General features: G+C 51.5%; 17 protein-coding genes. 7 read left to right on the forward strand and 10 right to left on the reverse strand.

Annotated elements, in window-relative coordinates; genetic code table 11:
* Positions 1–40: 40 nt before the first annotated feature.
* Genes K0H81_RS07485 through K0H81_RS07510 form a run of 6 tightly spaced genes read right to left on the reverse strand, consistent with a single transcriptional unit; the run spans position 41 to position 7110 of the window.
* Positions 41–1681, reverse strand: a complete 1641-nt coding sequence (locus K0H81_RS07485; RefSeq protein ID WP_220060422.1) for a BatD family protein — start codon at positions 1679–1681, stop codon at positions 41–43.
* A complete protein-coding gene (locus tag K0H81_RS07490) occupies positions 1675–3726 on the reverse strand; it encodes a VWA domain-containing protein (RefSeq protein WP_220060423.1) in 2052 nt (683 codons plus the stop codon). Before K0H81_RS07490 ends, K0H81_RS07485 begins: the two co-directional genes overlap by 7 nt.
* Positions 3723–4742 carry a vWA domain-containing protein gene (locus K0H81_RS07495; RefSeq protein ID WP_220060424.1) on the reverse strand — a complete coding sequence of 340 codons (1020 nt, stop codon included), beginning with the start codon at positions 4740–4742 and terminating at the stop codon, positions 3723–3725. Before K0H81_RS07495 ends, K0H81_RS07490 begins: the two co-directional genes overlap by 4 nt.
* Positions 4730–5224, reverse strand: a complete 495-nt coding sequence (locus K0H81_RS07500; RefSeq protein ID WP_220060425.1) for a DUF4381 domain-containing protein — start codon at positions 5222–5224, stop codon at positions 4730–4732. The genes K0H81_RS07495 and K0H81_RS07500 overlap by 13 nt, the downstream gene beginning before the upstream one ends.
* Entirely contained in the window at positions 5225–6154 is a 930-nt protein-coding gene (locus K0H81_RS07505) for a DUF58 domain-containing protein (protein ID WP_220060426.1), read from the reverse strand. It lies immediately after the preceding gene.
* Positions 6154–7110, reverse strand: coding sequence for an AAA family ATPase (locus tag K0H81_RS07510; RefSeq protein WP_011866224.1), 957 nt, complete (start codon positions 7108–7110; stop codon positions 6154–6156). The genes K0H81_RS07505 and K0H81_RS07510 overlap by 1 nt, the downstream gene beginning before the upstream one ends.
* A gap of 408 nt (positions 7111–7518) precedes the next feature.
* Between K0H81_RS07510 and fadI the strand changes: the two genes are divergently transcribed.
* From fadI to K0H81_RS07525, 3 genes are all read left to right on the forward strand, one after another.
* Entirely contained in the window at positions 7519–8829 is a 1311-nt protein-coding gene (gene fadI / locus K0H81_RS07515; protein ID WP_220060427.1) for an acetyl-CoA C-acyltransferase FadI, read from the forward strand.
* A 4-nt stretch (positions 8830–8833) separates the two neighbouring features.
* The gene (gene fadJ, locus K0H81_RS07520; RefSeq protein WP_220060428.1) at positions 8834–10954 is read left to right on the forward strand and encodes a fatty acid oxidation complex subunit alpha FadJ; all 2121 of its coding nucleotides are present in this window, start codon (positions 8834–8836) and stop codon (positions 10952–10954) included.
* Positions 10955–11118: 164 nt separating this feature from the next.
* Positions 11119–11319, forward strand: a complete 201-nt coding sequence (locus tag K0H81_RS07525; RefSeq protein ID WP_258406413.1) for a hypothetical protein — start codon at positions 11119–11121, stop codon at positions 11317–11319.
* Between the two features lie 429 nt (positions 11320–11748).
* Here K0H81_RS07525 and K0H81_RS07530 read toward each other — a convergent pair whose 3' ends face one another.
* The 3 genes from K0H81_RS07530 to K0H81_RS07540 form a co-directional block, all read right to left on the reverse strand.
* Entirely contained in the window at positions 11749–12351 is a 603-nt protein-coding gene (locus K0H81_RS07530) for a hypothetical protein (protein ID WP_220060429.1), read from the reverse strand.
* 151 nt (positions 12352–12502) lie between these two features.
* Positions 12503–16780 (reverse strand): EAL domain-containing protein, encoded by a 4278-nt coding sequence (locus tag K0H81_RS07535; RefSeq protein ID WP_220060430.1) that lies wholly within the window; start codon positions 16778–16780, stop codon positions 12503–12505.
* 616 nt (positions 16781–17396) lie between these two features.
* Positions 17397–20186: an insulinase family protein gene (locus K0H81_RS07540; RefSeq protein WP_220060431.1), complete on the reverse strand. Its 2790-nt coding sequence runs from the start codon at positions 20184–20186 to the stop codon at positions 17397–17399.
* A gap of 211 nt (positions 20187–20397) precedes the next feature.
* On the opposite strand from K0H81_RS07540, the gene sixA reads away from it, so the two are divergent.
* A complete protein-coding gene (sixA, locus tag K0H81_RS07545; protein WP_144200613.1) occupies positions 20398–20868 on the forward strand; it encodes a phosphohistidine phosphatase SixA in 471 nt (156 codons plus the stop codon).
* A gap of 333 nt (positions 20869–21201) precedes the next feature.
* On the opposite strand, the gene smrB is transcribed toward sixA, so the two are convergent.
* A complete protein-coding gene (gene smrB, locus K0H81_RS07550; protein ID WP_220060432.1) occupies positions 21202–21729 on the reverse strand; it encodes an endonuclease SmrB in 528 nt (175 codons plus the stop codon).
* Between the two features lie 79 nt (positions 21730–21808).
* Between smrB and prmB the strand changes: the two genes are divergently transcribed.
* The 3 genes from prmB (at position 21809) to K0H81_RS07565 (ending at position 25361) form a co-directional block, all read left to right on the forward strand.
* On the forward strand, positions 21809–22753 hold the full coding sequence (gene prmB, locus K0H81_RS07555; RefSeq protein WP_011866214.1) for a 50S ribosomal protein L3 N(5)-glutamine methyltransferase: 945 nt from the start codon (positions 21809–21811) through the stop codon (positions 22751–22753).
* Between the two features lie 131 nt (positions 22754–22884).
* On the forward strand, positions 22885–23979 hold the full coding sequence (gene aroC, locus K0H81_RS07560) for a chorismate synthase (protein ID WP_220060433.1): 1095 nt from the start codon (positions 22885–22887) through the stop codon (positions 23977–23979).
* Between the two features lie 218 nt (positions 23980–24197).
* A complete protein-coding gene (locus K0H81_RS07565; RefSeq protein WP_220060817.1) occupies positions 24198–25361 on the forward strand; it encodes an MFS transporter in 1164 nt (387 codons plus the stop codon).
* The last annotated feature ends 8 nt before the right edge of the window (positions 25362–25369 follow it).

Consider the following 25369-nt stretch of genomic DNA (forward strand, 5'->3'; position numbering starts at 1 on the left):
TCGACTACGTTAACGCCATTGGCGCGCCTGAGGCAAGTTGTTATAGTGGATTTAAGGGCCTTAAAGCAGATGGTGTGCTGTGGGGCGCAGTTTTTGGGGCATTTTTCACCGCTGTGATCACTTTTTCAACCTCTAGCCCTTGGCCATCTGGGCTGTAACCCTGACGCTGAATGGCTTGAATCGCCTGGTCGAGATCGTAGCTTACGGCGGCGATATCGGTCAGGGTCATCGGCTTGCCCGCCTGCTGGCTCATGTGACGCTGCAGGGCGACCAGGGCATCACCCGTTTTGCCATTCCGGCAGGCGGTTTCAAATTGGCGTAATGCATCCGTGGCTTCGGGCGCGTGACTCGCAGTCCCTTCGTTTGCACCGCTTGGCGCAGCGCGATAACGATAAGCTTGGTAGTGACGGTACCAGAGCGAGATAGTCGCCAACCACAGCAGGGCAAACAGCGCGCTGATGGCAGGCCAGAGACCAGCAGAATCACCTTGCGGTGTTACCGTGGTGAGCTGCGGACTCTCCTGGCCGGCGCTTGCCGGCGCGACGCTGACGGTGCGCGCGGGCAGGGTGGCGAACTCCTGCTTCTGGGTACGGCTGTTCCACCAGGGAATACGGATCTCGGGCAGGGTATAGCTGCCGGGCTGTGTCGGGACTATGGCCGTGGTCTGGTTAAGCTGGGCGACCACCTGCTTATCGCGCACATAGGTCTTGCGTTGAGGCTTTTCCGGATAGACCTTAAAGGAATCAGGCAGGCTCAGGCTGATGCTGGGCAGGCTGGTGTCGTCGGCATTGGAGGCCAGCAGGCTGATGTTGCGGGTAATGGGCACGCCTACCTGATATTGGACATCTTTCTTCCAGTCCTCTTTTAAGACCACGAGATCGCTGACCAGCCAGTCGCCCTGATAGCCTGCGGGGATAGGTAACACCTCTATCTCACTCGGGGCGGCCTTGGCCTGCATGGGACGGCTCTCATTGAAGGAGAACATGCCGCCGCGACGGGAGGATTCCACTAAGACATCGCCCGAGAAGCTGGCGCCGGAGAGCGACAGCGTGCCGGGCTCGTCGGCGATCAGGCTATAGGTGCGCTCGATCACCCGGTAGCGGCGGCCGTCGATGATCTCTGTGCCATCGATATCGTCCCCCAATTGCTTAAGCTGCGCCCCTTCGACGTTGGGCGCGCTGAGCACGCCCCGTTGCAGCTCGACGCCCAGGTAGAGCTTGACCTTATAGGTGATCAGCTGACCCACATAGGCGGTCTCGGTCGAGACGCTGCTGCGGATAAACAGATTCTTCATCTGCTCGGGTTGGCTGCCGGGGGCGGCCACCTTGAGCTCTATGGGATCTGAGCTGATGTTGTCTATGGTCATGGCGGGGATGATCACAGTGCCGATCTTCTTGGGCGCCAGCAGGATCTGCCAGCGGGTCTCTTTGCTGGCGTCGAAGTTCATGATCTGGGTGCTACGACTGACACTGGTGCGACCGACGATAAAGTCCTTTAATAGGCCGCTGGTATCCAGGCTGGCGTTGTCCACATCGTCATCGGCCTTGATGCTGAGCACCAGATATTCCCCCTGGATGGCGGGATTTCTGTCTACCGATGTTTCTACCTTGGTTAAGGCATAGGCCGGCGCCGATAGGCAGAGCGCCAAACAGGCTAAGGTCAAAAAGCGTCGTATTACCACTGTTGATTGTCCTTTATGGTCGCCCCCTGACGGCGGCGTTTTTGATATTCCAGTTGCATCTTGTTGCGCAGCAAGACCTGAGGGTCGTCTATCACCCCGGTAAGGGCGCGTTGCATCTCAGGGGGCAGATCCTCCGGCGCAATAGCGTTGGTTGCGGCCGCGACCGGCTCACCTTGCTCATCGCCCTCGCCGGGTTTGCCCTGGGTCATACTCGCGGCTTGGGCTTGAGTGCTCTCTTGATCAGCTTGCGGCTGTTGGCCTTGTCCCATCTGCTGGCTTGCGTCGGATTGGCTCGCGTTGGCGTCCATTTGTTTTTTGGCGTCCTTGGCCGGATCGGCGCTCATCTGAGCGTCATTAGCGGCGCCTGCCTGCTGGTCTTGCGACTGACCATCCTGACTGGCATCCTGCTCGCCAGAGGCTTGTTGCTCGGGAGTTTCTTGCTCAGGACTTTCTTGGCTAGCGCCTTGCTGGTTTGAGTCTTGCCCATTCTCTCCCTGAGCATTCTCTCCCTGAGCATTCTGGCCCTGATCATTCTGGCCTTGAGACTGCTGGCCTCTCGATCCCTGGCCCGATTGCTGATCGCCTTGGCCTTGTTGTTGACCTTGATTTTGCCCGGTGCCCTCTTGTTGGGACTGCTCTTGCTTATTTGAGTCCTGATTCGACTGGTCTTTATCAGATTGGCCTTGATCTTGGCTAGTTTGCTGTTGCTGCTTTAGCTGCTCGGCCAACTCAAGATTTTGCTCGGCCTGAGTAAGCTGAGGGTCTTTCTTGAGCGCCTGCTGATAACGCTCGATGGCCTTATCGAGGTCATTGAGTTGCATCAGGCTGTTGCCCTGATTAAACAGGCCGCTCGCCGAATCATCCTGCTCGAAAAGCTCGAGCGCCTCTTGATAATCGCCATTCTTATATAGGGAGGCGGCCTTCCATTGGGGTGAGGTAAATTGCTCGGCCGCGCCTTGATAGTCTTGCGCCTGATAGGCCTGCATCGCTCTCTGATCGTCTGTGGAGAAGGGATGTTGCCAACTGGCGGCCTGGGCCTCTGGGCTTGGGGCGAGAATAGCCAGGCAGGCCAGTGCGGCGAAGGCGTGTCTGAAACTTAGCAGCGCCGGCAGCAGTAGGAACAGGGCCAGATAGGGCCCGAGATCTTGCCAGGCTTCTCCCTGAAGATCTGAGGTCTTGGCATCACTCTCCTGGCTTAAGCTCTGGGTCAGTGCCTCAAGATCTTTGCCATCGGCGCGGTAGGCAAATAACTTGCCGCCGCTGTTGCCAATTACACTATTAAGCTGAGCGAGATCCGTTTGACTGACCACCACCTGATCGCTTTGGTCACGCATCAGTTGTCCATCCGGTAAGCGGATGGCAGCGCCTTGCTTTGTGCCCATGGCGATGATGGAGAGGCGATATTGAGTATCCTCCAGTATCGATTTGGCTTCGCTGATTTGGTCCGGGTTGACGCCATCGGCCAGCAAGATGATCTCGCCCTTGAGGTGACCGCCCTGGACAAGCAGCTGCTTGGCCTGCTCTAGCGCCGCTGGCAGGTTGGAGCCCAGCACCGGCATGATCTCCGGCGACAGGGTTGGCAGCAGGTTTAGTAGAGTTGATTTGTCCCGGGTCAACGGGCTGATGGTAAAGGCGTCGCCGGCGTAGGCCACAAGACCCGTCTCACCCTCCTTGAGGCTCTTGATCAGATCCGTAGCCTTGAACTTGGCCTGAGTCAGCCTGTTAGGCGCCAGATCGGTCGCGTACATGGAGAGCGACATATCCACCACTATCACCCGGCCCAGGTTGGCTTCAAATACAGGTAGTTGCTGCTTGGTCAGCGCCGGGCCAGAGAGCGCCAGGACGCTAACGAGCCAGATAAAGGCGATGAGGCCCAGGTGTTGTTTCTTGTTGCTTGCCTGACCGCTCACCAACACCTTAGCCAGGTGCGGCGCGATATAGCGATTCCAGCTAGAGGCCTGATGCCGCTGGCGTTTTCGCAACCAGAGCAATAGCGCCAGGGGGATGAGGGCCAGCAGCCATTCGGGACGGAGAAAATGGATCATGAGGCGCTCCGTGGTAAACGTTGAACTAAGGCCTGCACGGCGGCAAAGCCGCTTAACATCATGAGCACACTGACAAGCAGGGCAATGGCCAAGGGATAGTAGAAGAGCTCGGCCTGTGGTCGATAGCTGAGTTGGTCGCTGTCGGTGGGCTCTAGCTTGTCTATCTCCTGATAGATCTGCTCCAGTTCATCCGAATTACGCGCTCTGAAGTAACGCCCCTTGGTCTTCTGGGCCAGCAGGGTGAGCTGCGTCTCGTCGAGATCCATCGACGGATTAACGCGCTCCTTGCCAAACAGGGTGCGGCGCTCCATCACCTCGGCACCCACCCCTATGGTGTAGATGGTTACGCCTCGCTTGGCGGCGATATCGGCGGCCTGCTCCGGCGTGATACTACCTGAGTTATTTGAGCCATCGGTAAGCAGGATAAGCACGCGGTTACTCTGCTCGGCCTTGTCGAAGCGTTTAACCGCCAGCGCGATAGCTTCGCCGATGGCGGTCTGTTTGCCCACCAGGCCGATTTGCGCCTCGGTCAGAAACTGGGCCACCGAGCGTCTGTCCTGGGTGAGCGGCGCCTGCAGATAGGCGTGATCGGCAAACAGAATTAGCCCCAGCTTGTCGCCCTTGCGGCGCTCAATAAACTCGCTCATTACCTGCTGTACCATGGTGAAACGATCGACCGTCTTACCATTTAGCACCATATCCTCTATCTGCATACTGCCCGACAGATCCACCGCCAGCATGAGGTCGCGTCCCTTGCTGGGCAGTTCTATGGCATCGCCAACCCATAGCGGGCGGGCAACGGCAAATACCAGCGCCGTCCAGATGAGCCAATAGGGCCAGCGGCTGCGGCGAGGGGAGTGATCGAATCTTGTCGTTGGCGCTTCAGCGACGCCGGGCATCTGTAGATGACCGCCGCCCGTCTGCGTTGCTTGTTTGCTGCCGCTTGCTTTGCCGAGAGAAAAAATCAGCGGTAGCGGCAGTAATATGAGTAGCCAGGGCCAGGCTAGTGTGAACATGATGCCTCCTTACCAGCCTTGAGCGGCAGCGCCTGCTGTAGCCAGGCTTTGGCGCCATCGAGGAGTTGCGTGGCCTCGCTTGGTGAGAGCTTATCCGCTTGGAAGCGCTTCTCCAATAGGCTTGGCAGCATAGGATCCATGCTCGGCACTTGGGCGCTTAGCCAGGCATACCAGTCGTCTCCCTGTAGGGAGGCGACCTGTTCGCGAGGCAGATAGCTCATGGCGCTGCGTTTTAGCAGGTTGTTCACCGTCAGCGGCAGCTGAGGATCCTCTGGCGTTACTTGAGAGAGTAGTGTTAGCGCCTCGCGTTTGGCCGCCAGCTGCTTGCCTCTACGCTTAATATAGATGAACAGGACCGCTATCAGCATAAGCAGTAGTAGCGCCAGCAGGTAATAACCATAGGCGAGGGGCCAGAAGCCGATAGGCTCAGGGGTGATGATATCCTGCAGATTGGCGAGTGCAGGTTGACTTGCCGCTTGCATCTACCTCAGGGCTCCAATTTGTTGGTTTAACGGCTGGGCCGCGTCGATGCGTCTTGGCCGCGCGTTGATCTGATTCATCATGGTGATAAATCCCTGTTGCTGTGTTTGTTGCTGAGCCAGCCAGGCATCATAGCTGTGTCTGTCTAACATCAGCTCCTTATCGCCGTCCCTCACCGGAAATTGAAACTGGGGCGGCAGCTTTAGGGTGCCTTGCCTGAGGGGGTCAGTGATCAGAAAGGCGCCGATATCGCAGTGGCGTTTAAGCTCGCTCAGTGGCCCCAGACACTGGGGGCTGAAATGGCTGCCATCGCTGATGATCCAGATTAGCGAGCCAGGCTTGGCGATTCGCCTAAGGCGCTGACAGGCCTTATAAATATGCTCGGGCTGTTTCACCGGCTGATTTAGCTGATGAAGTTGCTGCTGGTGCACCTGCTCTATGGCCGAGATGAGTGCCAGCATGCCTGTTTGTCGGCTGCGGGGCTTAAGCTCGAGATGCTCGGCCTCGCTGGCGATCAGTGCGCCTAAGCGATCGCCGTGACCGACGGCGGCCCAGCCTAGGGTGGCTGCCAGGTGCGCCGCCTGCACCGACTGCAGCATCAGACTCGAGCCGAAATAGAGGCTGTGGCTGAGATCCAGTAGCAATAATACCGGGCGCTCACGCTCCTCGACAAACAGCTTGGTATGAGCCTTGCCAGTTCTGGCGGTCACTCGCCAGTCTATGGTGCGTACATCGTCGCCGGCTTGGTAATGGCGAACCTCGGCAAACTCCATCCCCCGTCCCTTGATGCTGCTGGCTCTGTGGCCGGCCAGTGCCGCGCGCGCCTTGGTCTTGCGCTCGGGCAGGGCCCGGGCGAGATTTTGGCAGGCTAACAGCTCTTTCTGATTGAGGGAGACGCCATCGGCAAATAGGGGTAAAGCATTCTGTCCCATTAAGGCACCGCTACCTGACTCAGAATATGATTGATCACCTGGTCGCTGCTCACGCCTTCGGCCTGGGCCTGATAGCTGAGTAGCAGGCGGTGACGCAGTACGTTGGGCACCACGGCCTGAATATCTTCTGGTGAGACGAAGTCACGTTCCATTAGCCAGGCGCGGGCGCGGGCGCAGCGCTCGATGGAGATGGTCGCGCGTGGGCTAACGCCATATTCCAGCCAGTTGGCCAGTTGATCGCTGTATTGCTGCGGCTGGCGGGTGGCCATGACGATGTTGACAATATATTGCTCCAGCGGCTCGGCGAGATAGATATCCAGCGCGGCCTTACGGGCGGCGAATACCTCCTCCTGGGCGATCGGCTCAACCTTTGGCAGTTCCTGGGTGAGGGCTTCGCTGCGGGACAGGCGCATGATCTCAAATTCGGTGGCGGCGCTGGGGTAGTCGAGATTCAGGTGCATCAGGAAGCGGTCAAGCTGCGCCTCGGGCAGGGGATAGGTGCCTTCGTTTTCCAGTGGGTTCTGTGTCGCCATCACCAGAAACAGTTTTGGCAGCTTGTAGCTCTGCTTGCCCACGGTAACCTGGCCTTCGGCCATGGCTTCCAATAGCGCCGACTGTACCTTGGCCGGTGCTCGGTTGATCTCATCGGCCAGGATCAGGTTGTGAAAGATAGGGCCGGCCTCAAACTCGAAGGTGGCCGTCTGGGCGCGATAGATGTCGGTGCCGGTGAGATCCGCAGGGAGTAGGTCCGGGGTAAACTGAATACGGTGAAAATCCCCTTCTACGCCATCGCTGAGCGCCTTAACCGCTCGCGTCTTGGCCAGGCCTGGTGGCCCCTCTACCAGTAAGTGACCATCGGCAATCAGTGCGATCAATAAGTTTTCGGTAAGAGTGGGTTGACCTAGGATCACTTTATCCAGGTATTCACGTAATGCATGAAATCGACTTAAGGGCATGATGCTACTCGGTATTATCTATTGTGTGAGCTGTAGACAGCGTATCGGGTAAAAGATTCATTGATAAACGCCTTACCGTAGCCTTAGGTGTGTTGGATGACCTTGGGGGCTTGGCGGCGCCAAATTTCAATCAGCAAAATAAGTTAGCATGCTTAAACCGGGATTTAAACTGGCTTTAATGGCTAATTTTGCTTTTATTAAACATTGTTAATCAACATCTTTTTCGATATTTGTCGTTTAAAAACCAAACAGGTGTTTAAAACCTTGAAATAAGAAGTTAGAATCAGATCACACTTTGATGGTCTGACCTGTTGCGGGAGTGTAGCGAGATACCCGGCAACGGGGTAGGGAAGAATAATAACGGCGTTAGTAGAAGCGTTTCTATCAGACGCGTCACGAGGGCAAAAGATGAGTGAATTACAGCAAGTAAGGAACGCGAAGGGCGATCGCATCGCGATAGTGATGGGGCTTAGAACCCCCTTTGCTAAACAGGCGACCGCGTTTCATGGGGTGTCGGCATTGGATATGGGCAAGATGGTGGTGAACGAACTCCTGTCTCGCTCGGAACTCGAGCCGAAAGAGATTGAACAGCTCGTTTATGGTCAGGTAGTACAGATGCCTGCGGCGCCCAACATCGCCCGCGAGATAGTGCTCGGCACCGGCATGAATGTGTCCACCGACGCCTATAGTGTGACACGTGCCTGCGCCACCAGTTTCCAGTCGACGGTCAATGTGGCCGAGTCCATCATGACGGGCAATATCGAGATAGGGATTGCCGGCGGCGCCGATTCATCATCCGTACTGCCAATCGGTGTGTCGAAGAAGCTGGCTCACGCCCTGGTCGATCTCAATAAGGCGCGCAGCTTTGGTCAAAAGTGGGCCATTATTCGTCGCCTTGGACTGAAAGATTTGCTCCCTGTGCCCCCTGCGGTTGCCGAATACTCGACCGGCCTTTCTATGGGACAGACCGCCGAGCAGATGGCCAAGACCTATAACATTAGCCGCGCCGATCAAGATGCCCTGGCGCATCGATCACATACCCTGGCGACAGAGACCTGGGATTCGGGCCACCTGCGTGATGAGGTGATGGTGGCGCACGTGCCGCCATACAAATCCTTCATCGACAGAGATAACAACATTCGCGAGAACTCTTCGCTCGACTCTTACGCCAAGCTGCGTCCAGCCTTCGACCGTAAACACGGCTCTGTGACGGCGGCCAACAGTACGCCGCTGACCGATGGCGCTTCGGCGGTACTTCTGATGAGTGAGAGCCGTGCCAAGGCCCTGGGCTATGAGCCGATTGGTTATATTAAGAGTTACGCCTTTAGCGCCATCGACGTGTGGCAGGATATGTTGATGGGGCCTTCCTATGCGACGCCGTTGGCGCTTAAGCGTGCCGGCATGGAGCTTGAGGATCTTACCCTTATCGAGATGCACGAAGCCTTTGCGGCGCAGACGCTCGCCAACATGCAGATGTTTGCCTCTAAGAAGTTTGCCAAAGAGAAACTGGGCCGCGATCGCGCCATAGGTGAGATCGACATGACTAAGTTCAACGTCTTGGGCGGCTCCTTAGCCTATGGTCACCCCTTTGCGGCGACCGGGACACGTTTGATCACTCAGGTGTGTCGCGAGCTGAAACGCCGTGGCGGCGGTACCGGCCTGGCAACGGCCTGTGCGGCGGGTGGTTTAGGTGCAGCTATGATAGTAGAAGTGGAGTGATCTCATGGAAAAGAGTTTTACATTAAATCGTCTCGACAACGGCATTGCCGTGCTGACCATGGATGTGCCTGGCGAGACTATGAATACCCTCAGAGCCGAGTTTGGCCCCGAGATCTGTGAGATGTTGGCCGAGATAAAGGCCGATTCCGGGATTCGCGGTGTGGTGATCATCTCGGGTAAGAAGGATTCCTTCGTGGCGGGCGCCGATATCTCTATGCTGGATGCCTGCGCTACCGCCGAAGATGCCAGGGAGCTGTCCAAGCAGGGCCACGAGGTGTTTTTTGCGTTGGAGTCGCTCTCGATTCCCGTGGTAGCCGCCATCAATGGCGCCTGTCTCGGTGGGGGGCTAGAACTGGCCCTGGCCTGTCATCAGCGAGTCTGTACCGACAGCAACAAGACCATGTTGGGGCTGCCCGAGGTACAACTCGGCCTGCTGCCAGGTGGTGGCGGGACTCAGCGTCTGCCCCGTTTAGTGGGTATCGCCAAGTCGCTGGACATGATGCTCACCGGCAAGCAGCTGCGTGCCAAGCAGGCGTTGAAGATGGGGCTGGTTGACGATGTGGTGCCGGAATCGATTCTTTTGCAGACGGCGATAGAGATGGCACTGGCCGGAGCACGTCCGGCGAAGAAGCCTAAGTTGTCGGCGGTAGAGAAACTGCTCGAAGGCACGCCTGTTGGTCGCAACATCATCTTCGAACAGGCGCTTAAGCAGGTCAATAAGAAGACTCAGGGCAACTATCCTGCACCTGAGAAGATCATCGACTGTGTGCGTCAGGGCGTGACCAAAGGCATCGTGAAAGGCCTCGAGGTTGAGGCGCAGCATTTTGGTGACCTAGTGGTCTCCAGCGAATCGGAAGCCCTGCGCAGCATCTTCTTTGCAACCACTGAGATGAAGAAAGAGTCTGGTGCCGGTGATGTATCGCCAAAGGCCGTCAACAAGGTGATGGTACTGGGCGGTGGCCTGATGGGTGGCGGTATCGCCTCTGTGACCACCACCAAGGCGAAGATCCCTGTGCGGGTGAAAGATATCAGCGAGACAGGTTTAAGCAACGCACTGGCCTACGCCTATAAGTTGCTGGCCAAAGGGGTGAAACGTCGTCACATGACGCCTGCGGTGCGCGATAACCTGATGGCGCTGATGACCACCACCACCGAATATAAAGGGATCAAGGATGCAGACATGGTGGTTGAAGCCGTGTTTGAAGATCTTAACCTCAAGCATCAGATGGTGAAGGATGTCGAGCGTGAATGTGGCGAGCATACGATTTTCGCCTCTAACACCTCATCCCTGCCCATCAAGCAGATCGCCGAGGCCGCCGAGCGTCCTGAGAATGTGATCGGCCTGCACTACTTCTCACCGGTAGAGAAGATGCCACTGGTCGAGGTGATCGCCCATGATAAGACCTCACCACAGACTATCGCCACTACGGTTGCCTTTGCCCGCAAGCAGGGTAAGACGCCTATCGTGGTGAAAGATGGTGCCGGTTTCTATGTTAACCGTATATTGGCGCTCTACATGAACGAGGCGGCGAATCTGCTGCTGGAAGGTCAGAGTGTAGATCATCTAGATAAAGCGCTGGTGAAGTTTGGTTTCCCGGTAGGTCCTATGACGCTGCTCGACGAGGTCGGCATAGATGTGGGTGCCAAGATCTCGCCGATTCTGGAGAAGGAGTTGGGTGAGCGCTTCAAGACTCCCGCGGCCTTTGACAAGCTGTTGGCTGATGATCGTAAGGGTCGTAAGAATGGCAAGGGTTTCTATCAATATGGCGCTAAGTCGAAGAAGAAGCTGGTGGATGAGAGCGTCTATGGTGTGCTTGGGTTAACACCTGGCGCCGATAGCGAGCCAAGAATGCTGGCTGAGCGTTGTGTGGTACAGATGCTCAATGAAGCGGTTCGTTGTCTGGAGGAGGGGATTATCGCTTCGCCACGAGACGGTGATATCGGCGCTATATTTGGTATCGGCTTCCCGCCATTCTTGGGTGGACCTTTCCGCTACATGGACTCACTGGGTGCCAAGCACTTGGTTGAGACCTTGAAACGTTATCAAGATCAATTCGGGGATCGTTTCGCGCCATGTGATAGCCTAGTTGAGATGGCAGAATCGGGCAGTAAGTTCTACGAATAGCCTGTTCTATATTTAACAATGCGGCAACATAATGCCGCATTTTTTTTGCCTGAGGATTATTTTTGCCTGTTTTTTGTTCATCAAAGGCGTGGATTCGGTTATCATGCTGGGCTCGTTTTGGCTGTTTTTAGCCTTATTGGCGCCGTTGTTGTGAGGTAGTGTCTGTGGTGATTTACATTCTTGGTGTGCTGATGGTAAGTAGTGTGGCGATGGGCAATATGGCTTTTCGCGCCGGGCTAGGGGTGAAACGCTGGGCCATGCTAGGGCTCATCATAGGGCCGGTCGCCTATCCGCTATTTAGTACTCACAAGCGATTTGCGCAGAAGCGGGTACAGGGCAAGCAAAGCATGTCAATTAAGGTATAAAGCCATTAAGGTATAAAGCCATTAAGGTATAAGGCTATCGTATAGCGCTATCAAGATGCAGAGTGGCAGTGAATATGAGCGGCGTATCGGCAAGTTTGAAATGTTAGTAGCTGCCATCTCCTCTGCTCGTTCAGAGTAGTCAGGGTACTGGCCTAGATATCTACATCTCGGACAAAAGTCAGTTCATATAAATAATTAATTAAAAAATCAGATAGATAAGTCAGATCAAAAAAGGAGCCTCTTAGAGCTCCTTTTTTATGTGTCTGGTTTTCGAAAGACGTTTGAAGTCAATTAGCTCCACCAACCTTTTGCAGGGATCACCTCTAAGTGATTCAGGCCTTCTGGAAGCTGTACTTTTTTGCGCTCTGGTTTGTGAGTAAGTCCTAGAGCTTTTTTCAATGAATCTAACATAATCATTCTCCTTAAGACTTAAGCAACGGCTGAGTTGATGAATTTGACGTGTGGGAAGCCAGCGACTTCGACAGGCTTAACTTTTACATGTGGGAAACCAGCGACTTCGACAGGCTTAACCTTTACATGTGGGAAGCCAGCGACTTCGACAGGCTTAACTTTTACATGTGGGAAACCAGCGACTTCGACAGGCTTAACCTTTACATGTGGGAAGCCAGCGACTTCGACAGGCTTAACTTTTACATGTGGGAAGCCAGCGACTTCGACAGGCTTAACCTTTACATGTGGGAAGCCAGCGACTTCGACAGGTTTAACTTTTACATGTGGGAAGCCGGCAACTTCGACAGGTTTAACTTTTACATGTGGGAAGCCGGCAACTTCGATAGGCTTAACTTTTACATGTGGGAAGCCGGCAACTTCGACTGGCTTAACTTTTACATGCGGGAAACCGGCAACTTCGACAGGCTTAACTTTTACGTGCGGAAAACCAGTAACTTCCATAGGCTTTACTTTCACATGAGGAAAGCCAGCGGTGACTACCGAATCCTTAGAAATTGTTTCAGCATTTACTGAAGAAATAGAAAGCGCTAAAGCGATGGCAGTAACTAGTCCGTTAATCATTGTCTTAATCTCTCAGGGTTATTGAAGTTATAGTGCCAACAATTTGTTGACGTCTGAGAGATGTACTGCAGGTGTTATGCCAATTTTTATCTTTCGCTTTATTTTAATTAAACATATTCTTCTTTAAGTCAGTTGTTTTCCCATTTTATGATTAGGCTTTCCTGTGTTGTGAGACAGGTGTATAGGTAAAACTCTCTTGTTTTAGTAGCTCGGTGAAGCTGGTCTCATTTACTGCCTTGCTGTATATAAAACCTTGTATTTCTTCACATTTAAGTGCTTTTAATATGCTGAGTTGAGAAGCTTCCTCGACGCCTTCGCCGACTACAGAGAGGCCCATGTTATGGGCGATAGTGATAATAGAGTCGACCATCTTTAGATCTCTGTCAGATTTATCTATGTCGTCAACAAAAGCCTTATCAATTTTTAGGGTGTCAATTGGGAAGCGCTTTAAATATGACAGTGACGAATATCCGGTGCCAAAGTCGTCTAACGCGAGGCTGACGCCCATCTTAGAGAGCTGCATCATCACCTTTATCGCCTTTTCTGGCTGTTTTATGACGGTGCCTTCGGTAATTTCAAGCTCAAGGTTGGCCGCAGGCAGTTGAGTTAGACGTAAAATTGACTCTATCCGTTGTTGTAGGTCCGGAAGAGCGAATTGTTGTGATGATAAATTGACGGCGACTCGGCCGTTGAACAAATTTTGACGACGCCAATTTTGTGCCGCAAAGCAGGCTTTACGTAGAACGACCTCGCCAATCTCGACGATGAGTCCATTCTCCTCGGCCAGTGGGATAAAGTCGCCCGGCGGAATGAGACCGTGTTCAGGGTGATTTAGCCTTACCAGGGCCTCCATACCGGCCATCTTACTGGTTCTGAGGTCAATCTTAGGTTGATAGTAGACTTCGAAGAGATCGTCCCTTAAACCTTCGCGGATAAGGTTCTCTACTTCCAGCTGGCGAATGGCATTGCGATTGAGTGATTCCGAATAGAATTGATAACGATTGCCACCGGCAGATTTTGCGTGATACATGGCAATGTCAGCCTTGCGCAGAAGCGCCTGTTCATTTTGATCGTCTTCTGGGTAGAGCACTATGCCTATACTCACCCCGACAACGACTCTGTCTTTGGTGAGCTCGAACGGGCTTGAGAAGGCATCGACTACATGATTGGCGATGACGGCGCTGGAGCCGATATCTGGATTGTTATCGACCAGTATGGCGAACTCGTCGCCGCCCAAACGATAGATACTCGTATGGTAAGGCACGGTGGATTCGATGCGTCTCGCTACTTTGATCAATAGCTCATCACCCACTTGGTGCCCAAGTGAATCATTGATCTTCTTAAAGTTATCTAAGTCCAAAACCATCAGGGTGTGATGGGTATCTTTCTTCACCAAGTTACCCAGGGTGACCATGAGGCTAGAGCGGTTTGGTAGGCTGGTGAGTAGATCGTTGTTGGTTAGTTTACGTAACTCTTCTTCCTGCTGCTTACGACGGGAGATATCAGAGAACACCCCTACATAGTGGGAGAGGACACCTTGTTCATCGTAAATCGCATCGACGGTTAGCTCCATCAGGAAGCTGCTGCCGTCGCCCTTGGCGGACTCAACTTCGTTACTCCAGCTACCTTGTTGCTGCAGAATATGGCGAATCTGCTCTGAGTAGCTCTCGGGATAAAGGTCAAACTTAAACAGCTCGCCAATAAAGTCATTACGGCTCTTCTCACACAGATCACAGCAGGCTTCGTTGACTTCAACAAATTTAAATTTGTTGTCCAGGATGAACATGCCTTCCGAGATGTTCTCGATGGCGCGTTCGAACAGTCTTAGCTGTTCCTCGGCTTGCTTAAAGTTGCTGATGTTTTTGATTGTACCTGTCATACGCAGGGCTTTATCTTCTTCATCGCGTTCAACGATTTTCGCCCTGTCCAAGATCCAGATCCACTGGTCATCTTTGCCCTTAACGCGATAGGCGGCCTCGAAGTGATCAGTTTCACCGTAGAAGTGTTTATTCAGCGCTGTGTTAACACGTTCTTGATCCATAGGGTGAATGTTACTCTCTTCACCTTCTTCACCGGAGCGCTGGCCATCCCGTGGAAACTCGAGAGACCCCCAGATGTTAGAGCGGTAGATTTGACCCGTCTCGATATCCCAGTCCCACATCTCATCACCACTCCCCCACAGGGAGAGTTTCAGCCGTTCTTCCGACTTAGCGATCTGGCGCTGTACTTCTCTTCTTCTAAGGGCTGCCTTGACTATGACGCCCGTGATCAAGATGGTAATAAGTAGGTAGACGAGTTTAGCTTGAATCGATAACCACCAAGGTGGAGTGATTTCAACTTCAATACTTTTTGTAGGTCCAAATTTTTCTGTAAGTGGATCTATGGCATGTATTTTAAAAACATATTGTCCTGGAGACAGATTGGTATATGTTGCTGAATTAATTCCCTTTGAATTAACCCATACATCGGATAACCCTTCTAATTGATAAGAGAATTGTAGGTTCTTATTGAGGTTTCCTGGTACTAAAAATCTAAATGCAAAAGGGTAGTCAGAGTATTTCAATACAATTTTCTTAGCTTCTGAAAGTGGGGATTTGAGTATGTTACCCCCAACTGTTTCCGGTATATTAAAAACTAATAACTCGTCAAGAAAAACGTTAGGTGGTGACATTGACAAAGCGGTTGAGAATAGCTTTCGGGGACTTATTTTAGTAATGCCGTTTATTCCACCTATAAAAACTACATTCTCTATTTTTTCGATAGATTGGGTATTGTATTCATCTTGACTACCGAAATCTGATGTTAAAGTGAGTAGTTCACTGTTTTGTCTGTTGAAAATTAATATTTCTGAGTTTGATGAAGCGACGATGAAGTCATCGATAATGCTTATTGAATAAATGGGTTTGTTACCAGTTTCAAATGGTTTTGTGATTGAACCATTCTTTGATATTTTTAGTAAAGAGGTTCTGGTTCCAAAATAAACATCGTCTTTATCTATGTAAATGTTGGTTACAAGGTCGTCTAAAAATATCTTCTCAACATCATTATTTTTTAGCTTAAAAAGTCCCCCTTGACTGGCGACGAATATGTCTTCATTCTTGGTAACGATGTCGTAAATAGGGTTTCCTTTGTCAACGATAATTTCACTGGTGTTCATTGACTTCACATCTAAAATTATTACCTTCCCATTCAATGTTCCTGCTATTATTTTTTTTGTCTCTGGGATGTTCTTTACTATGAAAAGACTTTCATTTAGCAATTTAGTTTGCTTTTCATTTTTTAGATTTATAGAAAACAAGCCATCTGACGTACCAACGAAAATGTGATTGTCTTTAACTATCGCGGTTTTAGGACCATTTATGCCTGTGTCGTAACTAGCTCTTCGATCAAGTTTAGTGCTGTAGATATTAACAAATGAATCATCGGAAGCGATTACCAAATTATCATCATTAACTCTACTTATTGACCAAACGTTTTTCTCCGTATTGTAAGTTTTTAATAAATTCTTTTTATTGTCAATTACGGAAAAGCCATTGTTAGGATGTTCTAAAAATATTTTTTCTTTACTCATGTAAATGTTTGATGTTTTTAGCCCATCTTGGTCTAGGTTTAGTTCTCCTAGTAAAGTTAAGGTATTTTTATTTACTGTTAATATTTTTCCTTTGCTAACTAATAATAATTTGTCTTTTAAACTTGATGCCAATTCTATATCGTCTAGCTTTAAATTAATTTCGTTGTTATTTGATGCGCTGGTTAACTTTCCATCTTTTAGATAATAGATTTTATCATTGAATAAAATTATATCTGTGGCATTGTCAGTGATTTTTTCTACGTGCTCATCTGTCAAAATAAACACATCGCCATTGTATGCTCTAACTGCTACGTTAGCATTGTAGGGGATTATTTTTTTTATTCCGCTTGTGTTTATGTGTTGTTCATGTGTCTTTCTGAAGTCGTTTTTATTTAGTCTTGTTACTGTATTTTCATTTGCAACTATGAATGTTTCATTGTCTTCATTTAAAGACCAAACAGGCATATCCCGTAGAGCGGGAATTTCGATAAAATTATCCAGTAGTCGATCATAAATAACAAGACCTTTGTCAGTCCCTATTAATAATCTATCCTTAGAGTCGATATAAAGACTTCGAATAAATGAACTGGGTAACGCTCTATTACTTCCATCTGAGAAGTAATGTTTAAAGTTCGTACCGTCGAATCTATTAAGTCCATTAACTGTGCCGATCCATACATAACCATATTGATCTTCTACAATCGAAGAGACAGTACTCTGTGATAAGCCTTCGGGAACGTTATAGTGATCGACCTTTAAGATAGGCGCGTTGCTTGGAATTTCACTGGCGGAGACATAGCCGGAGACCGTCAGGGCCATTAGCAGTGAGAGTAGCAATCTTGAGAGGATTTTAGGCATAATTATTAGTTTGATTATTAGCCAATAATGCATAGGCAACAGTTATTTAACCTACTTTATTCAGAAATAGGGGGATTTGTCAAAAGAACACTGAATTTTCTTGTTTGCAAATTACTTTCATTTTCATTGTCTTTTAGGGTTTTGTACTGCTGAATCTTCTTAGTGATTAGGCTTTGTCTGTTGTGTGGGTGCCAATTAGGCGTTTGTACTATATCGAGTGTTTTGGCGATTAGAGCAAAAAAGATGCTAAGAATCAGTGTCCTGGCGTTGGGGTAATGTTGGGTCGGCGATGTGAGATAAAAACAGGTTTGATCTGTTAACGATTCTACCCAGTAATTTCATAGTGGGCCAGATAGTGGGTCAGATAGGGGGGATTAGCGCTTAAATCATAAGGACTCACCAAAGGATTAAGATGAATGTATCAAGTAATGAGGCTAGCAATGCTGTCATAAACACGCAGAGTGAACGACTTCTTTTCAAAAGTATGCGCTTAAGCATCATATCTGAAAAAACTACCTCAAGAGTTGCGCCTTAAACACTGTGGCTATTTAGGTGCCAGGCCCCAAGCCCAAAGCCTTGTACACTATCGTGCCAGACTTTAGGGGAGGGCACTAGCCTAATAGCTAAACTTGGCGGCTCGCTGTTTAAAGCTTCTCAGATCTGTGATCATATTGTCTGAGGTTAGCTGTTCCTGATTTCTGTGTTGCTCCCCTGTGGTGAAGAGGATTAGGCGGTCGCCGTGTTTGGTACGCATCTTCTGCATCATAAACTTAATCAGATCCGAACGGGTGAGTTCGCCAATTTGCTCGGCGACCAGTTCTCGCTGATTAAAGTCGTAGTCTTTGTTTCCTATGCTCGACCAATATCTCTGCCCCCGGGTCTTGAGGTTGGGGTCGTGTTCCATGATCTGGTTGATCAGCCCTTGCTTGGTGAGCTCCCATTGATCATTGGTGATCTGCATGACGGCGTAATTAAAGTCGGCGATAAACTCGTCTATGGCCTCCAGTAGCTTTAAGGGGCCGGCGGTGGGCGATTGCACATAGAAGATCATCCCAGGATAACGATTCAGTGGCAGATAACCCGTGCCCACCATGTAACCTAGTTGACGCTTGGTTCTGAGCTCGTGGAAGAAGGTCGACGACATGGTATGATTTAACAGGCTAAACAGGGCCATCTTTAGCGGTGTTGCCTGGGCCGACTGGTAGTAGACTATGATGCTGCTGTCTTGATGATTAACGCTGACCTCACGCATCAGGGTGCCGACATTCTCAAGTTTTATCAGCTCTCGCTCCGACTCGCCGCTGGGTGAGGATACTAGAGAGAGTATGTGATCCAATCGTTTACCCAGGGCCTGAGCCTCTTCGGTCAGCCAGTCGCCATAGACCAGACCCTCGAGATGGATCTTCTCATAGAAGGCCCGCACATGGTTGTGGAGATCGTCCAGGGTAATGTCTTCTAGCTCCTCAGCCATACGTTGCGGCTCGAAACTGCGTTTCTGCAGCGTTACCGTCAGGCTGGTAAATAGCTGAGAGATGGGTTTTGCGCGGCTCTGATTAAACCAGTTGCGTAGGATCTGCTTCTTTATCTGCTTAAACCTGTCCTGGGTAAAGTTACGTTCCCTGGCTTTGTTGATCAGCAGTGACAGTAGGGCCTCTTGTTTACCGGTCAAGCCCGTCAGATGCAGAGTGATCCCCCCTTGGTGAGGGTAGATGTTGTAGCTGAGCCCGGCGACTTCGGCTGGATAGGTAAACTCGGTCAGATAATCGAGCAGCATCTCCACGTAGAGGCGGGTCAGCGCCGCATGTTTTGGGGTCGCTGCGGCCTGGTGCGAATCCAGGGACAAGTACATATGTCCCTTTGGCACGTTAAATTCATCATCTTTCTTATGCCAAATTCGGTAGCCAGTTTCCTGACAGACGACAACTGGCACCGGATGGTCACTCTTAACGTCTCTGGCGATCGAGTCTTCGATGATGAAGGGGTTAGGCTCCGGCAGTTTCAGCGCCTCTCGAATCTCAGGCTCGCGCCAATGCTTGAGCCTCTGTGCATCTATGGGTTTCATCTGATAGGGCGAGTGATACCAAGCGGCCTGTTTCTCTGTGTCTAAGTCGGGTGAGATCAGCTGAATACGCAAATTATCCGGGCTCATCAACTCCAGCAACTCGGTGACCTGAGCTACATCCAAACCATCCATGCGATAGTCGCCATAGATGAGATCTGATACCTCGTAGTGGTGCATGTTGATGCTGAGATGACTGGCCAGATCCAGCGGCTTGATCTGTTCCTGATATTTAAAGGCAAGCTTGAGCAGGTTGGCTCGTTCTTGATAGCGCCAAGCCTGCATGCCCTGGGTCTTGATCAGTTTCAGGTATTCGAAGCTTGCCTGAATCACATCGTCGAGCTGTAGCAGGCCTTTCTCGGTCAGCTGAATGCTGATGTTATAGTCTTTAAAGTTATAGCCATTGACCCCGCCACCGGCTGAGAGGTTGATGGCCAGCCCCTGATCCTTGAGGTGACTCAGCAGGCTGCCCTTGCCTTCATAGCCCAATAGATGACTGATAAAGGTCAGCGGCTTGCGCTTATAGAAGCGGTCGATGGCGGGTAGGGGAAAGGTGATCGCCACGCGGCGCTGCTCTTTCAGCGGTACTATGTTGATCTGTTGGCCAAGTTGAGCTGCTTCATAGATGGCCACATTTGGGTATTGCTTTGCCAGCTTCCGGTTTTCAATCGGCGCAAAATAGCTCTCGGCCAATGCCAAGAGTTCTGCTAGTGGCAAGGGCGCAACCAGACACAGGGTCATCAGGTTGGCGCTGTAATGGGTTTGATAGAAATCCAGCAGCTCCTGTCTCAGGGCTTTCTCATCGCCGTCCAAGGTCTTGAGATTGCCAACCGAAAACTTTGAAAAGGGATGAGCCGGATTAACCGTTTCCTTCTGAACCTGATAGGTGCGGCGGATATCATCTTTGAGTTTTAGGCTAAATTCAGACTCGATGGCGTGGCGCTCTCTATCGACCAGCTCAAGATCGAAGCAGGGAGCGATAAAAAACTGGCTAAAGCGATCCAGCGACTCCTCGAACACTTCGGCGTCGATGGAGAAGAAGAAGTTGGTTTGCTCCGTGCCTGTCCATGCGTTGTTGCTGCCGCCGTGTTGATTGATGAAGGCATGGTATTCGCCAGACTTGGGGTATTTTTCCGTGCCCAGAAACAACATATGCTCGAGAAAATGCGCCATGCCAGGACGCGATGCGGGATCGTCAAAATGGCCGACGTTGACCGCCATCGATGCGGCGGCTTGTTGCGCCTGGAGATCCTCCACTAGCAATACACGTAGCCCGTTGTCCAGCTGCAGATACTGATACTGGCGATGATCGTTGGGACTTTTAGTGATCGGCATAGATGTTTGCAATGGCTGGCTCCATCCTTATGCTGGACAAACGTATGATATTCATCGGAGTTTAGGCGGCTAAAGCGGTAAGCCTACATATTGAGCCTCAAAAAAGACTTTGGCAAATATCTTATCCATTATTCGACTAATTAATAACAGGGTTAAGGTTTGTTGCGCTGCACTTTAACGCTACAATTCATAGTAGAACAAGAATAATCATAGCGAGAGTAGTATGAAGCTATATTTGATGCGACATGGCGAGGCGGGTTATCACGCCCACTCAGATCGAGAACGAGTACTGACAGAAATCGGCCGTTATCAGACTGAATTGATGAGTAATTGGCTGGCCCGTGATGTGACCGAGTTCGATCTCGTGTTGGTGAGTCCCTATCTGCGTGCGCAGCAAACATGGCAGGAAGTGAGTAAGCACTTCCCCGAACCGAGAAAGTGGTTGGTATTAGATGAGCTGACCCCATCGGCCGAGCCGACCCTGGCCGCCGATCTGACCCTGGCCTATGCCGAACAGTATAAGGCGGACAGTGTGTTAGTGATTGCCCACATGCCGCTGCTAGGCTATATGGTGAGCGAGTTGGTGCCGGGCATAGAGCCGCCGCTGTTTGCGACCTCTGGAGTGACCCTTATCGACCGTCATGGCGAGCGTGGTTCGCTCAGCTGGCAGCACACCCCTCATACGGTGAGCTAACTTAGAGAAGAGTAATTAACGCATTTGCGTAGTAGTTAGTTAAAAATAAAAGGACGCCTCGGCGTCCTTTTTGATCACTATTAAATTGAGAATGCGGCTATTCAGTCGGGCCTTCAATCGAGTAGTAATGCTATTCAAATCTACTGTTCACTTTCTCAACAGATAAAGCGTTATACCAATCACGGTGAGTAAGTGAGCAGAAGTAGCGTAGGAAAAACGTTCGAGAACAAGGCATGATTTTTCGATAAGTAGTTATTCTACAATCAAAAATAGTAACGCAGTTATCGGACGTTTTAACTAGCTAGCATGATCAGTTATTTACTACGATTGGTATTATTCCCAGCTCGGCAACTCGCCAACATCAATCAACACCAGGAGGGCTGCATCGCCGCCCCATTCTTTAGGCGCCTTGTGAAAGGCCTTAACCTGAGGGTGCTGGGCAAGCCACATGGGAAGATTCTGTTTTAAGATGCCGGTGCCATGGCCATGCATGACGCAGCAGCAGTGGCTGTGCTGTTTAACACAGGCCTGGATCAGGGCCGCAAGTTCGAGTTTGGCCTCGGTTTGACGCATGCCGTGTAGGTCCAGCAGCAGATCCGGTTGATAGTCGCCGCGTCTGAGCCGTTTGAGCTCGTGGCTATCGACATCATCCCGTGACCAGCGCATGGCGCCCTCTAACGGCAGCAGGGGCTGGTAGGTATCGGAGAAGTAGCTGTCGGCGTGCAGCTGGGTGGTGGCTATCTCCAGCTCTCGCTTCGGTTTTTGCGGCGCGGCGAAATGACGCTTATCCTGTTTAAGCGGCTTTATCCCTTTGGTTAACGCCGAAAAAATCGCCAATTCATCATCATTTTCTTTATTCATGGCGCTATTTTATTGAATCCGATGCCATATGAATAGAGTTCAGTTACAATGAGGCGGAACTATCTAGCGGGAGCCAGTTTTGGACAAGATTTTTGTTGATGAAGCCGTGACGGAATTACGAACAATCGGCGATATGTTACGTTGGGCGGTGAGTCGCTTTAACGATGCCAATATCTACTATGGTCATGGTACCGATAACGCTTGGGATGAAGCCATCGCTCTCGTATTCCATGCGCTGCATCTGCCAGAAGAGATTGGTCAGCAGGTGATCCATAGCAACCTCACCAGCAGCGAAAAGCATAAGATTGTCGAGCTCATCATTCGCCGGGTACGCGAGCGTCTGCCCGTGCCTTATTTGACCAATCGTGCCTTCTTTGCCGGCCTGGAGTTCTATGTGGACGACAGGGTATTGGTGCCGCGCTCGCCGATCGCCGAGATGATCGCTAACCGTTTCAGCCCTTGGCTCTATAATAAGCCGGTTAACCGTATTCTGGATCTCTGTACCGGCAGCGCCTGTATCGCCATCGCCTGTGCCTATGAGTTTGAAGATGCCGAGGTCGATGCTATCGACATCAGCAGCGATGCCCTGGAAGTGGCGCAGATCAACATTGAATCATTAGGCGTGATGGATAGGGTATTCCCTATCGAGTCTGACATGTTTGCCGCTATCCCTAAGGGGCCGCAATACGATCTGATCGTCTCGAATCCGCCTTATGTGGATGCCGAAGATATCGGCGACATGCCAGAGGAATATCACCACGAGCCAGAGCTAGGCTTAGCCTCGGGGCGCGATGGTCTGGATCTCACCAAGCGCATCCTTGCCAATGCCGCGGACTACCTGACCCAAGACGGTCTTTTGGTGGTCGAGGTGGGTAACTCTATGGTTCACCTTATGGAACAGTTCCCCGAGGTGCCATTTACCTGGGTTAACTTCGAACATGGCGGTGACGGCGTGTTTGTGCTGACTCGCGATCAGTTAGTTGAAAATGAATCACTTTTCGCCATCTACAAAGATAGTGAATAATGTATGGTCGGGTAGAGTCTGATTGGCTAATGTTTTGTCGGCTTAGAATGACTAAGCCGATTTAGGAATATAGCCAGTGGCGGCTTTAGGTTATGCTGAGGCAAATAATCAAGTAGAGGTGAAGTAAGCGAATGTCGGGTAATAGTATCGGTCAAAATTTTGTGGTGACGACTTTTGGTGAGAGCCACGGTAAGGCACTGGGCTGTATTATCGATGGCTGCCCTCCGGGTTTGGCGATCGATGAAGCCGATATGCAGCATGACCTCGACAGGCGCCGTCCGGGTACCTCGCGTTATACCACAGCCAGACGCGAGCCAGATCAGGTGAAGATCCTCTCAGGCGTGTTCGAGGGGCAGACTACAGGTACCTCTATCGGCTTAGTGATCGAGAATACCGATCAACGTAGCCAGGACTATTCCAACATCAAAGATCAGTTCCGTCCGGGCCACGCCGACTACACCTATCAGCAAAAATATGGCCTTAGGGATTATCGCGGTGGCGGGCGCTCATCGGCGCGGGAAACCGCCATGCGTGTAGCGGCCGGCGCTGTGGCCAAGAAGTATCTAAAACAGGTGCACGGCATAGAGATCAAGGGTTATCTGTCGCAGCTTGGGCCTATCTGCGCCGAGACCTTGGATTTTGAGCAGGTTGAGCACAATGCCTTCTTCTTTCCCGATGCCGCTAAGCTAGAGCAACTCGACGAGTATATGCGTGAGCTTAAAAAGAGCGGTGATTCCATAGGCGCTAAGGTGTCTGTGGTGGCGACCAATGTGCCCGTGGGACTGGGTGAGCCGGTGTTCGATCGCCTCGATGCCGATATCGCTCACGCCCTGATGGGGATCAATGCCGTCAAAGGGGTGGAGATTGGTGATGGCTTTGCCGTGGTAAACCAAAAGGGCTCAGAGCACAGAGATCTCATGTCGCCCGAGGGGTTCGCCTCTAACCATGCGGGCGGTATTCTCGGCGGGATCTCATCGGGTCAGCCTATCGTTGCGCATATCGCCATGAAGCCGACTTCCAGCATTAGCGTGCCGGGAGAGAGCATGACGGTGCAGGGTGAGCGCGCCGAGGTGGTTACCAAGGGACGTCACGACCCCTGTGTGGGCATTCGCGCCGTACCGATCGCCGAGGCGATGTTGGCCATCGTCCTGATGGACCATCTCCTCAGGCACAGGGCACAAAACATGAATGTCGATAGCATTACCCCTGTGATTGGGATGAAGTAAGACGCAATTGAGCGAATAAGAGGGCACAGAAATGTGCCTTCTTTTATGGGAGCCATTAATGCTATGGGTTCCAGTCAGAATAAAGTCATTATAAGAAGTCGCTCCGAGTCACCTCGAGAGCAGATAGTAACCCTGCTAGAAATCGCCCTATACATAGGAATAGCCCTACACAAATGTCGTCCAACGCCCAGTCATCCACTAGCATGTCGCCAAATGGCATGCAACAGCCTGATCCAAAACACCAACTGCACTGGATTAGCGCCTGTTACTTTTTCTTCTTCGCGATCCTCGGCGTGCTGGTGCCTTATCTCGGGGTCTTCTTCGAGAATCGGGGTTTCGATGCGCAGCAGATTGGCTTTTTGCTCGCCATCCTGATGGCGACGCGCATCATCGCCCCCAATATCTGGGCCATGGTGGCCGATAAGACGGGCATGCGTGGCCAGCTGGTGAAGATGGGGGCGGCATGTTCGGCGGTCACCTTCATGAGTTTCTTCTATCATGGTGGCTTTCTCTACTTGGCCGTCAGCCTCAGCATCTATACCTTCTTCTGGAACGCTATCTTGGCCCAACTTGAGGTGATCACCCTAGAGACCCTGGGGGAGAATACCGGGGGCTATGGTAAGATCCGCAGCTTCGGCAGCCTGGGTTATCTGGTGTTCGTGGTCAGCGTAGGCTTTGCCATTAGCCAGTTCGGCACAGAGATCTTGCCCTTCGTCGGTCTCGCTCTGTTCCTTGGCTTGCTGGGCTGCTCCCTGTCTCTGCCAAGTACCCGGGTGAAGGTCGACAAGAGCCAGGTACCCACGCCTCTAAAGCTAGATACGGGTATCATTTGGTTCTTGCTATCGGCCATGTTGCTGCAGATGAGCGCCGGACCTTTCTACGGTTTTTTTGTGCTTTACCTTAAACAGGTGGGTTACAGCGAGTCCAGCGCCGGCATCTATGTCGCTCTTGGGGTGCTGGCCGAGATTGTCATGTTTATGTTTGCGCCGAGATTGTTGGGGCGATATGGGGTCAGTGCCTTGCTGGTGATCTCTATCGGCTTTACGGCGGTGCGGTGGCTACTCATGGCCTTTTGTGCCAGCAGCATGTTCTGGCTCGGGGTTAGTCAGCTGCTGCATGCCTTCACCTTTGGTCTGGTGCATGCGGCCTCGATTCAGTTCGTTCATCAAAGATTCGACGTGCGCCACCGTAGCAAGGGGCAGGCGCTCTATGCCAGCCTGAGTTTTGGTGTCGGCGGCGCGCTCGGCACCTGGCTGTGTGGCTTCATCTGGGGGGATGGTTCCCAGGCCTGGCTGAGCTGGTTGGCGGCCGCCGTTTGTGCCCTGCTGTCCATGCTTGCGGTACTGTTAATCCCTAAGGCGCGCGAAGTTGCAAAACAATAAGAGATGAT

It is taken from the genome of Shewanella halotolerans (assembly GCF_019457535.1).
GTDB classification, from domain to species: Bacteria; Pseudomonadota; Gammaproteobacteria; order Enterobacterales; family Shewanellaceae; genus Shewanella; species Shewanella halotolerans.